This is a genomic window from Anabaena sp. EIM26, from assembly GCF_057568715.1.
On record NZ_CM172472.1, the window covers coordinates 5,596,490 to 5,611,098 of the forward strand.

At 38.9% G+C, this 14,609-nt stretch carries 14 protein-coding genes; 7 read left to right on the top strand and 7 right to left on the bottom strand.

The genetic code is table 11. The annotated features are described in order from the left end of the window. Positions 1-80: 80 nt before the first annotated feature. Both AC012T_RS24335 and AC012T_RS24340 read right to left on the bottom strand, forming a co-directional pair. Positions 81-2,594, bottom strand: coding sequence for a tetratricopeptide repeat protein (locus tag AC012T_RS24335; protein WP_487061538.1), 2,514 nt, complete (start codon positions 2,592-2,594; stop codon positions 81-83). 582 nt (positions 2,595-3,176) lie between these two features. After that, on the bottom strand, positions 3,177-3,767 hold the full coding sequence (locus AC012T_RS24340) for a thylakoid membrane photosystem I accumulation factor (protein ID WP_487061540.1): 591 nt from the start codon (positions 3,765-3,767) through the stop codon (positions 3,177-3,179). Positions 3,768-4,046: 279 nt separating this feature from the next. Here AC012T_RS24340 and AC012T_RS24345 point away from each other — a divergent pair, with 279 nt between their 5' ends. After that, on the top strand, positions 4,047-5,384 hold the full coding sequence (locus tag AC012T_RS24345; protein ID WP_487061542.1) for a MurT ligase domain-containing protein: 1,338 nt from the start codon (positions 4,047-4,049) through the stop codon (positions 5,382-5,384). 86 nt (positions 5,385-5,470) lie between these two features. Here AC012T_RS24345 and ilvA read toward each other — a convergent pair whose 3' ends face one another. After that, positions 5,471-6,982 carry a threonine ammonia-lyase, biosynthetic gene (gene ilvA, locus AC012T_RS24350; protein ID WP_487061544.1) on the bottom strand — a complete coding sequence of 504 codons (1,512 nt, stop codon included), beginning with the start codon at positions 6,980-6,982 and terminating at the stop codon, positions 5,471-5,473. A gap of 191 nt (positions 6,983-7,173) precedes the next feature. Between ilvA and AC012T_RS24355 the strand changes: the two genes are divergently transcribed. Genes AC012T_RS24355 through AC012T_RS24365 form a run of 3 tightly spaced genes read left to right on the top strand, consistent with a single transcriptional unit; the run spans position 7,174 to position 9,509 of the window. After that, a complete protein-coding gene (locus tag AC012T_RS24355) occupies positions 7,174-8,280 on the top strand; it encodes an AAA family ATPase (protein WP_487061546.1) in 1,107 nt (368 codons plus the stop codon). Continuing rightward, positions 8,264-9,229, top strand: coding sequence for a hypothetical protein (locus AC012T_RS24360; RefSeq protein WP_487061548.1), 966 nt, complete (start codon positions 8,264-8,266; stop codon positions 9,227-9,229). The genes AC012T_RS24355 and AC012T_RS24360 overlap by 17 nt, the downstream gene beginning before the upstream one ends. Before the next feature lie 37 nt (positions 9,230-9,266). After that, on the top strand, positions 9,267-9,509 hold the full coding sequence (locus tag AC012T_RS24365) for a hypothetical protein (RefSeq protein WP_487061550.1): 243 nt from the start codon (positions 9,267-9,269) through the stop codon (positions 9,507-9,509). Positions 9,510-9,695: 186 nt separating this feature from the next. Here the strand turns inward: AC012T_RS24365 and AC012T_RS24370 are convergent, their stop codons facing one another. The 4 genes from AC012T_RS24370 to AC012T_RS24385 form a co-directional block, all read right to left on the bottom strand. Further along, positions 9,696-9,965 (bottom strand): BrnA antitoxin family protein, encoded by a 270-nt coding sequence (locus tag AC012T_RS24370; RefSeq protein ID WP_487061552.1) that lies wholly within the window; start codon positions 9,963-9,965, stop codon positions 9,696-9,698. Positions 9,966-10,062: 97 nt separating this feature from the next. Then, positions 10,063-10,167, bottom strand: a complete 105-nt coding sequence (locus tag AC012T_RS24375; RefSeq protein ID WP_487066746.1) for a BrnT family toxin — start codon at positions 10,165-10,167, stop codon at positions 10,063-10,065. Between the two features lie 120 nt (positions 10,168-10,287). Then, positions 10,288-10,620: a PIN domain-containing protein gene (locus AC012T_RS24380; protein ID WP_487061554.1), complete on the bottom strand. Its 333-nt coding sequence runs from the start codon at positions 10,618-10,620 to the stop codon at positions 10,288-10,290. After that, complete coding sequence (locus AC012T_RS24385; protein WP_487061556.1) at positions 10,617-10,838, bottom strand: hypothetical protein; 222 nt, start codon at positions 10,836-10,838, stop codon at positions 10,617-10,619. Before AC012T_RS24385 ends, AC012T_RS24380 begins: the two co-directional genes overlap by 4 nt. A gap of 326 nt (positions 10,839-11,164) precedes the next feature. On the opposite strand from AC012T_RS24385, the gene AC012T_RS24390 reads away from it, so the two are divergent. The 3 genes from AC012T_RS24390 (at position 11,165) to AC012T_RS24400 (ending at position 14,601) form a co-directional block, all read left to right on the top strand. Continuing rightward, positions 11,165-11,686 (top strand): DUF2518 family protein, encoded by a 522-nt coding sequence (locus AC012T_RS24390; protein ID WP_487061558.1) that lies wholly within the window; start codon positions 11,165-11,167, stop codon positions 11,684-11,686. A gap of 389 nt (positions 11,687-12,075) precedes the next feature. Beyond that, complete coding sequence (locus AC012T_RS24395; RefSeq protein ID WP_487061560.1) at positions 12,076-13,257, top strand: iron-containing alcohol dehydrogenase; 1,182 nt, start codon at positions 12,076-12,078, stop codon at positions 13,255-13,257. 138 nt (positions 13,258-13,395) lie between these two features. Then, entirely contained in the window at positions 13,396-14,601 is a 1,206-nt protein-coding gene (locus AC012T_RS24400; RefSeq protein WP_487061562.1) for an aspartate aminotransferase, read from the top strand. Positions 14,602-14,609: the final 8 nt, after the last annotated feature.

Below are 14,609 nucleotides of genomic sequence, written 5' to 3' on the forward strand. Positions count from 1 at the left end.
ATGACATTAATTCAATTGTCAGTCTTTATCTGTGTTTATCTGCGTTTATCTGTGTTCAATTATTCTTGATATCTGAACTTTTACAACAATTCCTGAAAACCTGCTTTTCTTCTACCCTTGCGTTTTTTAGATGTAGATGATGCATTTCTAAAGAAAAAATCTAAATCTATTTCATCATCATCATCATCTTCGTCTTCATCATCATCATCTGAGAAATCAGGCATACTATTTAACATCATTTGCTTGAGTTCTGGAAGCATCCTTTCAAACTCGGCTTTAGACATTTTACTGCCAAATAATTTTTTAAGCATCCCTTCTAATAAATCATCAATATTTGACATATTGAGATTGTCAAATTGCTCTGGATCTGGCATGACGCTCTGAGTTTCTCTATTATTGAGAAATGCTTGTTCTTCCCGAAATGCTTGTAAGGCTTTGGCATCTTGTAGGCGACGGGCTAATTCAAATCCCTGTTGCTTTAATTGTTCATAATTTGGATGATCAACGTCATAAGTAGTAGCTCTAGCTAATAGCAATAAGGGGTTTTGTGGTTCCCGACGTAGTGCTTCATCTAGGAACGGGACAAGAGTTGTAATTTCGCCAAAACGGCGTGCTTGGAGTTGAATATTTGCCAGAGCATTTCCTGGCTGTGGCATGGTGTCGAGGTAGAAACGTAGGGGAATCTCTAGTTTTTTGGGGCTACTTTCTTTCACAGCTAAGATCACTAAATTGGCAACCCTGGCTTCTGGATGTTCTATTGATAGGGTAGTCAATTTTTGTTGATACTGACTTATTAAAGCAGCGATCCCTTTTTCCCGTTTGGCGAAGAGGTTGATAGAAAGAGCGATCGCTTGCAAGACAGCAATTTGTTCTTGACCGGCTAATCTTTGTAGGAGAGTGTCCCATACTTGGGCTGCTGCTTTTTGGTCTAATGAAACTCGACCACCGGAATTGGGAGGACTTTGGACTGCACTCACGAATATCTGACAAGCACGGATAGCCGGATCTCTTGGATTTTCTGTCTCTACCATCCGGCTAAATAAGGGATAACTTAAGGTAGATAGAGCATCTATCCAAGGTGATGTTTCTATTTCAGGTTCAATATTCAGGTCGCCAAAGTGCTTGCCAAATTTACGACGAGCTTCATTGAATGCTTGTTTGTTATCTAGTTTCTTCCAACAGTGCAGCAACATCCCATAAACTTCTTCATAGCGACATCCATTTTCTAGTGCTTGGGTCAGCAGGGCGATCGCTTCAGTATAATTTTCTCCCCCTGCCTCAATTAATCCCTTGCGCCCCAGTAATTCTGGGGATGTCGGACAGATGCGTTCGGCTTGTTGCACAGATCCCAAAGCTGCACGCTCACGATCCAGTGCCATGTAAGCATCTGCCATCCAGCAATGGAGGTGTGCTTGGGTCGCTTTCAATCGTTGTGCAGGCCATTCTTGAGGTTTTTGTTTCGCTTCCTGCTCTAACCACTTCAAGAAACGGGTCACAAGACGTGGGCGTTCTTGATCGTTATCATTAGCATCGAAAACTTCTAAGAGATTGATTGCCAGTTGGGGGTTAAAGGGTTGCTCTGTCAACAAAGGCTGCCAGAATAGTTCAGCACAGCTTGGTTCTCCTTGATTCAGTGCTTGTTGTCCAGCTAGGGTCAATAGCAGTGGACGGAGACTTTCTACTTCTGGAAAACGTGGGGAACGTCGCTCCATCCTCAACAACAGATGTGCAGCCTCATGGTGATCACCTTGGTCAATCAGTTGCAGCATTGGCAACACCGTTAATACCTCTTGGGTACTTTTATCTAGTATTTTTTGCGAGGTTCTCAATTTTAGGAGTTCTTGTCCTGTTTTTCCTCGTTGAAAAATTGCCAATCTTTCTAAAATTGGATGCTCGAAATACTTTGGCTGACTATATGCAGATGATTTCAACCCCAAAAGATTAGCCGCAGCATCCCAATTACCGCTAACTTGTTGAGTGTAAACAATCCAAGCTATGGGCAAGTCTCCATCGGTGACGGCTCGTTTAATTTTCACAAAAGATGTCAAAGCTGCTTCTGGTTGCCCATTTTTTAGCGCCAGAACACCTCGTACCCAGTGGAGTTGGTTAGCACTAAAGCGTTTAGATTGTTCTTGAATTAACTGCTCAACTGTAGCGGTATCTCCTTTGAGTAACAAGAGTTTTAGGTAACAGATGCTGTACTCTTTCGGTAGAGTAGCTGCCTCAAAAGCATTTCTGAGCAATTTTAGCGCCGCGTCTAATTGCTTCAACTCCAGCAAACATCTAGCTTGCCAGTAGTGAACTTCTCCCACCAAACCAGATTCTAGAGCGCGGCCAAAGGACTTTTCTGCCTGTTTAAAATCTTGTTTTTGGAATTCTTGCTGACCCCGTAGCAACCAAATCTCTGATTCTTTGGGAGTTAATTCAATATTAGGATACGTTCTCTGATTTTTCTTGATTTCTTCCAATGCTTGCCGATATTTTTTCTGGTTCAACAATTCTTGCAGTTGCATCTGGAAAGAGTTTTCAGCACTTTTTGTCTCTGTGCTAGAGTTCTGTGGTTGTGAGCTTTGTTTGGACTGATGTTTAGCCACCGGGCTTTCTTCCTATAGTTTTTTTTGATTTTCACCCCCATGCTTAAGGGCGGCTCCAACTACTCTCTTAAGTTTCAATATTATACAATTAAATACATCAAAATTCTTAAGGAGTTTCAGGAGCAGAGTTCATATTTCCGCTACATTTCGTCAAAATTAATAACTTTAACCTCCAAATAATATATCATTACCAATTGCATACTCTGAGGCATCTACGATCGCAGATAGTAAACCTTGAATTTCAGCTTTATTCCTCATACTTTCCACTTTATCTGCTTCTCAAATAGCTAATGGATTAATTTGCGTTCCCATACTCATCGGTGGGTTAAGCGATAGCCTAACCCAACCTGAGTTCGGTGTTAGGAGTTTCTCCTATGCCTACGGCACGGCTTCGCCGAACGGAGACGCTACGCGAACGGAGTTATGATTTTTAAGAGCGAGAGAATAAGGGTTTGAGACTCTTACAGGGGGGAGTTTTCCACAAATTATCTTATGTCGAACTCAGGTTAACCCAATCTACCAAACCTCATAAATACGCTAGTTCGTACTCTGGATAAATTTAAGTATCGTGTACGGAAATTTTTACTTGCTTAACTCACTGCTATATTCATTAAATGAACGTTGCTTGAATTCAATGGACTGGTCACGGGGTAATAAATCAAACACTTCTCGAAATTTGTCGTCTATTTCTTCAAAAGGGACTTGACCTGTTTTATTCATAATGACTTTACCCGACTGGTCAAAGAGGACAACTTGGGGTACAACTCCTGAATAGTAGTATCCTGGTTCTGTCGGTTCGTAGGTTTCCTTGCTGGGGATAGTATCAACACTGATAGGGATAATCTCCGCACCCTTACCATAGAATGCTTGAGTTTGGGAAATATAGACGGCATACTGTTTGCAATCTTTGCTGTCATCCACATAAAATGCCAGAATTGCCGGTTTATGTTGTGCTAAAGTTTGAGCTAGAGTTTGTCTGGGAGGGACTAAGGAACCATTACCAGCAAAAACCACGAAGATATTCCCTTCGTATCGATCATCTTTCATACCTGCAAAAGCTGGTTGCATACTGGTAATAAATACGCAAATTATCAGCAATACGCATTTAAACACCAACTGTTTCCAGTTAGCAATTATTTTAGTTTGTAAAAAAAGCCACTTTATGCTACTCATCAACAGGAACCTTTTAAGCTACTATTTTTTCTAAGTTTGTGCTGAATTCAGCCGACTAGGCTAGATATATAATTACATCTACGCACCATTTTTTAAGATAACCTGTAATGGGTAATTAGTAATAGCTAATTGGTAATTGGTAAGAGTTTTCTGCATATCCGAGTCCCTATTCGCAATGATTCATAAATTTTGAATTGTTAATGTGTGGCATTTTGTGCCAAGATTCGCTACACTTGCAAGATTAATTTTGTAATTAAAGACTATTAGTTAAAAACTGCTGTGGGAAAGAAAATACAACTTATAGATAGAGTCCGACTGGGTTTAGCCGTATCAATTGCTAAAAGTGTAACATTTTTAGTACGCTCTCTGCGTCTCGGTGCTGCCAGTGTTTTACCAGGATCTATTGCGCGACGCATTGAACCCCAAATTTTACAATTACTGAGTCAGCAAGTTAAAAACGGGATTATTCTGATTGCGGGAACCAATGGAAAAACGACAACAGCCTTGTTGTTATGTACCATTTTAGAACACAAAGGTTACAAAATTGCCCATAATTCTACTGGTGCAAATCTCGAAAATGGTTTAGCGACAGCTTTGATAGACAATGCTAACTTATTAGGTTCTCTAAATGTAGATTATGCAATTTTGGAAGTTGATGAAAATATTGTTCCCAAGGTATTAAAACCTCTGCAACCACGAATTATTCTCTGTTTAAATTTGTTCCGTGATCAACTCGATAGATATGGGGAAGTTGACACTATTAGTAAAAAATGGACAAAGGTTATTTCTAGTTTACCAACTGAAACAGTAGTTATTCCCAATGCTGATGATCCAACTTTATCATATTTGGGTCAACAGTTAAATCAAAAGGTGTTGTTCTTTGGTTTGAATGAACCAAAACATTATTTAGAAGCAATTCCTCATGCTGTTGATTCTATCTTTTGTCCAAGATGTGGACATTCTCTAGATTATGAAGGTGTTTATCTATCTCATTTAGGAGATTTCACTTGTCCCAGTTGTGGTTTTACAAAAAGTAAACCAACTTTAGAAAGTGGTGAATGGTCACAGATTTTAGTGGGTTTGTACAATAAATATAATACTTTAGCCGCAGCCACAGCAGCCAAGGAGTTGGGAGTTGATGAAGTAACAATTAGAGAAACAGTCAACACTTTTCAAGCTGCTTTTGGTCGTGCAGAAGATTTGGTAATTGACGGTAAAAAGGTGAGGATTTTGTTATCAAAAAATCCTGTGGGGACAAATGAAACTATTCGTGTTGTGACTGAAAGTACAGATAAAACTACTTTATTGATTTTGAATGACCGCACTCCTGATGGTACTGATGTATCCTGGATTTGGGATGTAGATACTGAAAAACTGGTAGAACGGGGTGGGACTTTGGTGGTGAGTGGCGATCGCGTGTATGATATGGCGTTAAGGTTGCGTTATAGTCAAAAATCTGCCCACAGTAACCTGAATTTGATTGTAGAGGAAGATTTGCGAAGAGCCATAACTACAGCTTTGGAACATACACCAGCAAATGAAACCTTGCATATTCTCCCTACTTATTCAGCCATGTTAGAAGTGCGGGAAGTTCTCACTGGGAGGCAAATTCTGTAACGATACAGCTATAAACCCTAAATATGTGTTGTTTGGAAACCTTGTAGAGATGTTCCAAAGAATGTCTCTACAATCTTGGTTAGAGATTAACCCAAAAATAGCTTATATGCAGGATTTTGACTTTCATCCCAATAGCGATAACCCAAGGAATCAAGGAATATTTGCCATTCTGCCATTTCGTGGGGTGGTACTTGCATTCCGACCACAATGCGTCCATAATCTGCTCCATTGTTGCGATAGTGAAATAAGCTAATATTCCAATTAGGGGACATAGAACCCACAAATTTCATTAATGCACCGGGGCGTTCGAGAAATTCAAAACGGTATAATAATTCATTGTGGGCGAGGCTAGAATGTCCTCCTACCATGTGCCGTAAATGCAATTTTGTTAATTCGTCATCTGTTAAATCAATGGTTTTTAAGCCATGAATTTCAAATTTATCAACTATTTTGGCAGCGTCAGCGCGGTTTTGAATCTGCACACCGACAAAAATATGTGCTTCTTGGTTGCCAGCAATGCGATAATTAAATTCTGTTAGATTCCTGTTACCAATACATTCACAAAACTGGCGCAGACTTCCCGGTTTTTCAGGTATTGTGACAGCAAAAATGGCTTCTCGACGTTCCCCAAATTCCGCTCTTTCGGCTACAAAACGGAGGCGGTCAAAGTTCATGTTAGCACCGCAAGCAACAGCGATGAGGGTTTGATTTTGAATTTGTTCTCGTTCCGCGTAGGCTTTAGCAGCTGCGATCGCTAATGCCCCCGCAGGTTCTAAAATAGAGCGTGTATCCTCAAACACATCTTTAATCGCCGCACAGGTAGCATCCGTATCCACCAAAATGATTTCATCCACATATTGCTGACACAACCGGAAAGTTTCTTCCCCCACTTCCCGCACCGCTACCCCATCAGCAAATAACCCCACCTGAGACAACCGTACCCGATGACCAGCTTTGAGAGATTGAGACATAGCATCAGCGTCTACAGGTTCGACACCGATAATTTTGATTTCTGGACGCAACCGTTTCACATAAGCCGCAATCCCGGAAATTAAACCCCCACCACCAATAGCCACAAAGATTGCATGGATAGGTTGCTGATATTGTCGCAGTATTTCCATACCAATAGTTCCCTGGCCAGCGATGACATCAGGATCATCAAAAGGGTGTATAAATGTTAACCCTTTTTCCGCTTCCAATTGTCGGGCGTGGGCGTAAGCATCATCATAGTTATTGCCATATAAAACCACCTCTCCCCCCCGCGCTTTTACTGCGTCTATCTTTACCTGGGGGGTTATTACAGGCATAACAATTATTGCTGTTGTTCCCAAGCGACTGGCAGCTAAGGCTACACCTTGGGCATGGTTGCCGGCAGAAGCCGCAATGACACCTTGTTTAAGTAAATCTGTGGGTAGGTTGACCATTTTGTTATATGCCCCCCGCAGCTTGAAGGAGAAGACTGATTGCATATCTTCCCTTTTCAACAGCAGTTTGTTATTGATGCGGTTTGAGAGATTAGGAGCATATTCCAGTGGTGTTTCCTGGGCTACATCATAGACGCGGGCAGTGAGGATTTGTACCAGGTAGTCGCAATACATATCAAGGGGTGCAATTGGGGTTGGATGTTAATTTTACCGCTTGTTGGGTAATTGGGGGATGGGTTTTGGAAAATGGTTTTGCACCTCTATTAGCACGAAAACACGCTATAATCATGATTGGATATTTTTAGAAACTATGATAAATTTACTGTCTAGTTTAGGTTAAATAAAATACAAACTTTACAAAGTAAATGAAATTACATTCCTTAGAAATAAAAAACTTTCGTGCTATTGAAGATATCTCTTTAGATTTTACAGATTTACTTGGTCGTCCTCGACCTATCAATTTAATTGTCGGTCCTAATGGTTCTGGCAAAACTTCAATTTTAGATGCAATTCATGTTGTAGTTAAAGTCTTTGAAATCTTTGAAAATTCAACTAACCGATCATTCAGAGATGGATTACAATACAGCGTTCATCAATTAGTTAGAGGCAGAGGGAATATAGCTCAAATTATATTTGAGTATTCTATTGAAAAAGATGAAGCAGAAGCAATTAACGAAGCATATTCTTCCCAATTATATTCTACCCCTGAATTAGACCAATTATTCGATTTTTCTCAGGGAGATATACCACCCCTAAATAACCCGACAAAAGTTATCTGGGAGTTTCCCAATACGGATAAATCTCTTAAAACTGCAAAATATATACCTGAAAATTCCATCAAAGTTTTAGGCGCACGAGGATGTGCATCTCAGTCCGTAGGATTATATATTCTAGATCCTGGAATATTTGAGAGAATTGGCGGGGTATGTTACATAGATCAAAGACGAAATGTTAAACTTTTTGAAAATATTAATTTTAAAATAAGTGAAGAAACTAGCGAGCATGATAATATTTTATATTGGTTGAGTGAGTATTCTTTTAAAGACTCAACATGGAATGAAAAGAAATTTGGAGAATCATATTGGAAAAGAATTAAAAGATTATTTAATAAGATTTGTTTCCCTTCAGAATTAATAGGTTTAGAGTCAGGTCCATCCTCTCATACTTTAATCTTAAAAAGAAACGGTATGGAATATGATTTACTACAAATGAGTTCAGGCGAACATCAAATTTTAAGAATTTTAGTTGGTTTAGCAGCAGATACGGCAAAAAACTCTATTGTTCTTATTGATGAAGTTGAACTACATTTGCATCCTGCTTGGCAAAAAAGATTAATCCAAGTTTTGCGGGAAGATGACTCCAATAATCAATATATTTTTACAACCCATTCCCCAACTGTGGCAGAAATGTTTTATGATTCGGAAATTATAAAATTGGGTGATCTGGGAGACAAAAATGCAAATACTCGATAACTTTTTATATATTTTAATAGAAGGAGAGCCGGAAAGTCCTGAAGTGGCAGTTATTGATAGAGTTATTGGCAACCTAATAAATCAAGGATTGTTATCTAATATAAACTATAGAGTAGTTGAGATAGGTGGTAGTGGCAATTTTAATTCTATAGCTAAATTAATTTACCAAAAAAGTAAAGTTCATCAAAGGATACCTGTGATTGGGATTTCCGATAGAGATTTTAGAACCCAAGATAGGATTGATAGAGAACTTGCTAAACAGGATAATCAGTCTATCAATAACAAATCTGCCAGAATAATTTATTGGGGAAGACATGAATGGGAAAATTTTTTACTGGAAGAAACTGAAATAATAGCTAATCTATTAAATCAGATACCTAGTAAATCATTAAAATCTAAGCCATTTAGACGCAACACCACAAATAATTTAACCAAAATACAACTAGATGAATGGCTAATACAATATTTTCAAAACTCAATTATTGAAGAATTATTTGAATGTTTAAAATTTCGTTTTCGAGAAACAGCAAATTTACAGAGATTAAATTTAGATAAACCCGAGTCCAAGTTATTATCTTTGGTAGATATAGAAATTTGGTTTAAAAATCAAATAGTTAGTAAAGCTAAAGAATCTAGAATCAATATATTTAGTTTAAAATCTATGTTTCTAGATATTGTGAAAGAGAACATCTGGCAATCATATATTAATGATCCTAGTAAACTTGATTTTCAACAAGTTAAAATATTTTTTAGAGGTAAGGAAGCACTAGAGCATTTACGTACAAAAGCTATTAAACATCTTTCAATAGAAAACTTAGGTGAGCCATCTTTTAAAGAGTTAATTTTACAAGAATTAGACAACAATACAAATTCTCTGATTGTTCAAGAGTTGGGTTTAATGTTAAAATCTTATTTTGAACAGGCAGCTAATTTGACAAGAATAGGATAAATTTTATATCCCTCTTTGAAATCCTGGAGTTTTTTAAATGGTTTCAGCAGAACTGCTCAACACCCTACACACCCTCAGCCGTGCAGATAAACTGTACATTATGCAGGTATTGCATTTATTGGAAGCACGGGATTTAGAAATAGGTGATTTAGTTCCTATTTTGGGTTTGAGTGAGTTGGTTTCTCAGGTTCTTAATAGTGAGGTAAAAGTAACAAGAGAACAAGCTGAGATGTTAGGGAAGTTTTTTCATATTGACGGAAGTTTATTTTCTGGTGAATAAACTTATTTTTCTTTGTCCTGTTTCAATTTTATGTTGACTTAATTTAGTATTAAGCAGTTTGTTTATTACCACTATTTTTAATATGACGACGTAAGTAGGTGAACAAAATAAAAACAAGGGGTATTGCGTTTTGTAAAATGGCTGAAACTCAATCAGAATATCGCATTGAGGCAAATTTACATACCGTTACATACCTTTAAATTTTTCTGTTAACCTACTTAAAATCTCGTTAATAGCTGTTTGATAATCTGTATTTTGAGCTTTAAACCAATCTATTACATCTGGTTCTAATTGAATAACATTTTTTGCTTGCGCTGCGGGAATTAGCAAAGTTGCTTTTTCAAAAAACTCATCAGCCAATGGAGGAATATCAGAATAGTCAATATCTTCATCCGACATTGAATCTAAAGCTTGCCAATTAGTACGTGAGATATTGTTCAAATCTTTTTCGTTCATAACGATTTGCCCTTCGTGCTGAAATAATTCTAATCACATCACCCTGTCTTTCAGTCCAAACAACAATAGCCACTCCATTTCCCAAAAAACCAATCCCTCACCAGCGTTCTTCACCGTAATCAAAACGTTCATCTTCTTCAATTAGCATTGGACTATCAAACATTTCAGGAACGTCTGCGAAGTCAATTTGATGTTTACGGATGTTTTCTAGATTCTTCGCTTCGTCCTACTCAAACTGCATCAAATTCTAAAAATACTAATTTGTTCATTGATGAATAATCACCAATTGTATCATATTTTTCTCATCCTGAAAATCCTGATATCAGACAATTTCCCAGTCTTCTAATTGAAGTTCAGGAATACGTGAAAACTCCCTAGTATTGTGCGTAACTAATATCAAATTATTAGCTAAAGCAATAATAGCAGATGCTTTACCATCAAAAGGCAAACTTACAAAATCTGCAAAAAACTTTTCTATGGTTTCTAAATTTTCTTTTGAACGAGAGCTATTATATGCCCCATAATAAAGCTCAAATTTTACAATGTCACAAATATATACATCTTCTGGAGATAAAGAAATAATGCGCTGATATATAGATATATTGCGGCGATTAATATAACCAATACAAGTGTTTGTATCTAGCAAATAAATCATAAAAAAGGCTCTCTCTCAGACTGTTCTTCTTGAGGCGCTCTTTCTAATTGTTCACCTTGCCAAGATCCAAATGTACTCAGAAAATCTGAAGACCACTCTCGCTTTTGTGTTTTCTGTACTTGTTGATAAACGATGATCACTTCTACATCAGAATCTTTGATTTCGGGTAAAGATATGTGTAAAATTCCATCATTACCAATATGAGATTTTAGTTTCATACTTTGCATCATCAATTTTTCCCCCTATGTTTTGACAGTTCCTATTTGATTATAAACAATTATATTAAGCGTTATCCTTCCTCAGCAACATTGTAATTTATTAAGCAGATTGTTTATTATCACTACCTTCATTGACTAGCTGGCTTGTACAAGATAGATGTCTCTAACTTAAAATTATGGCAGAGTTGAGGGTAGTGATAAATTTAGGGTGATAAGCGGCTTTGCCTAGTCTATGACGATAGACTCAGTGGTGGAAGTACGATCGCATGAGTCAACGCAGCGATCGCACCAACCAGTAAAATGGGTATGTCCGTAATTAAAACCCTATGTTCACCACATCTGATTTCCTGCAATATACCCAATGGTCAGGTATTGCGACGATAGCCTTTGCAGTCTTCACAATTCTCGCTTTTATCGTCAAATGGGGCTTTCGCTTTCGGCTGGTGGGTGCAACTGGCTTTATGATCGTGCTGACTGCTGGGTTATTTTCACTGTCTTTAGTCCCTCTGAGTCGCACAGTTATCCCCGGTGCAGTCAAATACACCTTAGTTTATGACAATGGTTCTAGCGAAGCGGTAATTGCGACTTCACCCCAGATTACCCCTACGGAGTTAGAAGCAACTTTGCGTCAAGCAGCTAGTAATCTGTATTCTTTTGGTCGTTTGGGTAGCAGAGGAAACAACCAATTGACCATTCGCGCCCGTACTATTATCCACCCTGAAGAGGGAATTACAGTACCACTATATTTAGGCGAAGTAAAACGAACTTTGGCTAGTCGTGAAGATTCAGAAATGGCAGTGCAAGTTTACCTAGATAAATTCGCTCAATTACCAAAACCCACAGCTTAACAGAGATTTGGGAGTGTGGGGAGATAGGGAAATAGCAAGTATTACCTAATTCCCAGTCCCCATTCCCCAAATAACAGAATTTTTTTGTGATTTACTATACAATAAATATTATTTTTAGATTAAGATATTAAAACTTCAGAAATTTCACTATTGGGGAAAATGTATCACTTTGCTGGTTATAGGCAATGGTAAGAGGATTGCGCTTAATCTCTATTTGGTAGTCGAAGTATGCCTATCCCACAAGATTGGATAATTTATTTTCTGGTGTTCCTTCAGAACTAAGCCTGACGCTAAGGGACTTTTATCCCTGTTTCCTATTACCTGTTTCCTGCTGTATATTGTTAATCTAATTTGATTAAGAAATATCAAGTTTTGACATACTACTTATTATGCCTAATCAATCTTCTACTCAAGCTTTATCTACCCAAACCTCTAGTTCGTTAGTTGCACTCACAGTTTCTCCAGCTAAAGTTATCCGGGGTGCTGGTGTGTTAATCTCAGCCGCAGGAGAAATTGCCCGTTTGGGAACTCGTCCTTTAATTGTGGCCGGAAATAGCACTCTCAAGATTAGCCAAGAAAGTTTACAACCCATTTTTCAAGCCGAAAATTTACACACAGTTGCAGTTTCCTATGGTACAGATTGTTGTGAAGCCAGTCTGAATGCCTTACGCAAAACAGCAAAGGAACATCAAGCTGATGTTATTATCGGTGTTGGTGGTGGTAAAGCCCTGGATACAGCTAAGTTAGTCGCCCATCAATTACAGTTACCAGTTGTCACAATTCCTACTTCTGCGGCTACCTGTGCAGCTTGGACAGCTTTATCAAATGTCTATTCAGAATCAGGGGCGTTTTTGTATGATGTGGCTTTGTCTCGCTGTCCTGATTTGCTGATTCTTGATTATGATTTGATTCAAACTGCACCACAACGGACTTTAGTTGCAGGGATTGGAGATGCGATCGCAAAATGGTATGAAGCATCAGTTAGTAGTGGACACTTACAACAAACTCTAATTATTGCCGCAGTTCAACAAGCGCGGGTTTTACGAGATATTTTATTACAAAAGTCCGACATTGCCCTCAAAGAACCAGGTAGTGAAACTTGGCAAGAAGTTGTAGACGCAACAGTTTTACTCGCTGGAGTCATCGGTGGACTTGGTGGGGCGCAATGTCGCACCGTAGCAGCCCATGCTGTGCATAATGGTTTAACGCATATTTCTGGACATGGCAGCATTCATGGGGAAAAAGTCGCCTATGGCATCTTGGTACAACTGCGGTTGGAAGAAATGATTCCAGGAAATCAACTAGCAGCAGCAGCGCGACAACAATTGTTGAAATTCTATGCAGAGATTGGACTACCGCAAAAATTAGGTGATTTGGGTTTAGGTAATATCACCCTGGGTGAGTTACAAACAGCAGCAGAAATTGCTTTAGATCCTCATTCCGATATCCATCGCTTACCTTTTAAAGTGGCATTGGAACAATTAATGGCCGCAATGGTTTCTACCACTGCACCAATAGATAGTAATCGTATTGACAAAAAGGGTGAACGGGTAACAACAGGTAATGGGTAATAGGTAATAGGTAATGGGTCATGGGTAATAGGTAAGAGTTTTTTCCAATCACCAATCACCAATCACCAATTCCCAATCCCCAGTCCCCAGTCCCCAGTCCCCAGTCCCCAGTCCCCAGTTTATATTCGAGGTTTTTAGATGAATTTGAGTTGGATTACCCCCGCAGAACGTGTACAAAAGTTGCCTCCTTATGTGTTTGCCCGTCTTGATGAATTGAAAGCCAAGGCTAGGGAACAAGGGCTAGATTTGATTGATTTGGGGATGGGAAACCCCGATGGACCCACACCTCAACCGGTGGTAGAAGCAGCAATGGCAGCTTTGCAAAATCCCGCTAATCACGGTTATCCCCCATTTGAAGGGACTGCTAGTTTCCGCAAGGCAATTACCCAATGGTACAATCGCCGTTATGGTGTGGTACTTGATCCTGATAGCGAGGCTTTACCTCTATTGGGTTCTAAGGAAGGTTTGGCACATTTAGCGATCGCTTACATTAATCCCGGTGATACTGTTTTAGTACCTTCACCCTCCTACCCCGTTCACTTTCGCGGCCCTATAATTGCCGGTGGAGTGATTCACAATCTAATTCTCAAAGCAGAAAATAACTGGTTAATTGATTTAGCTGCTATTCCTGACGAAGTAGCCAGAAAAGCTAAAATTCTCTATTTCAATTATCCCAGTAATCCCACCGCAGCCACCGCCCCCCGTGAATTTTTTGAAGAAATTGTGGCTTTTGCACGGAAATATGAAATCCTCTTAGTTCATGATTTATGTTACGCAGAGTTAGCTTTTGATGGTTATCAACCAACTAGTTTGCTAGAAATTCCTGGTGCAAAAGATATCGGTGTAGAATTTCATACCCTATCTAAAACCTATAACATGGCAGGTTGGCGTGTAGGTTTTGTGGTAGGAAATCGTCATGTGATCCAAGGTTTGCGGACTTTAAAAACTAACTTGGATTATGGCATTTTCTCCGCTTTACAAACTGCGGCAGAGACAGCTTTACAACTTCCTGATACGTATTTGCACGAGGTTCAACAACGTTACCGCACCCGTCGAGATTTTCTCATTGATGGTTTAGGCCAGTTAGGTTGGAAGATTCCCAAAACTGAAGCAACCATGTATTTGTGGATAAAATGTCCTGAGGGGATGAATTCCACAGACTTTGCTTTGCACGTTCTACAGCAAACAGGGGTTGTTCTCACTCCTGGTAATGCCTTTGGCGTTGGTGGAGAGGGCTATGTGAGAATTAGTTTAATAGCAGAGTGCGATCGCTTGGGTGAAGCTTTACAAAGATTCAAAGAAGCAGGAATTCGCTATCAAATGGAAGCCGTAGTTTCTGCGTAATAAATTTT

Bases quoted from the DNA above. Each gene is read 5' to 3' on its own strand.
- AC012T_RS24340 (WP_487061540.1), bottom strand. From the start codon at position 3,767: ATGAGTAGCATAAAGTGGCTTTTTTTACAAACTAAAATAATTGCTAAC.
- ilvA (WP_487061544.1), bottom strand. From the start codon at position 6,982: ATGTATTGCGACTACCTGGTACAAATCCTCACTGCCCGCGTCTATGAT.
- AC012T_RS24355 (WP_487061546.1), top strand. From the start codon at position 7,174: ATGAAATTACATTCCTTAGAAATAAAAAACTTTCGTGCTATTGAAGAT.
- AC012T_RS24360 (WP_487061548.1), top strand. From the start codon at position 8,264: ATGCAAATACTCGATAACTTTTTATATATTTTAATAGAAGGAGAGCCG.
- AC012T_RS24365 (WP_487061550.1), top strand. From the start codon at position 9,267: ATGGTTTCAGCAGAACTGCTCAACACCCTACACACCCTCAGCCGTGCA.
- AC012T_RS24370 (WP_487061552.1), bottom strand. From the start codon at position 9,965: ATGAACGAAAAAGATTTGAACAATATCTCACGTACTAATTGGCAAGCT.
- AC012T_RS24380 (WP_487061554.1), bottom strand. From the start codon at position 10,620: ATGATTTATTTGCTAGATACAAACACTTGTATTGGTTATATTAATCGC.
- AC012T_RS24385 (WP_487061556.1), bottom strand. From the start codon at position 10,838: ATGAAACTAAAATCTCATATTGGTAATGATGGAATTTTACACATATCT.
- AC012T_RS24390 (WP_487061558.1), top strand. From the start codon at position 11,165: ATGTTCACCACATCTGATTTCCTGCAATATACCCAATGGTCAGGTATT.
- AC012T_RS24395 (WP_487061560.1), top strand. From the start codon at position 12,076: ATGCCTAATCAATCTTCTACTCAAGCTTTATCTACCCAAACCTCTAGT.
- AC012T_RS24400 (WP_487061562.1), top strand. From the start codon at position 13,396: ATGAATTTGAGTTGGATTACCCCCGCAGAACGTGTACAAAAGTTGCCT.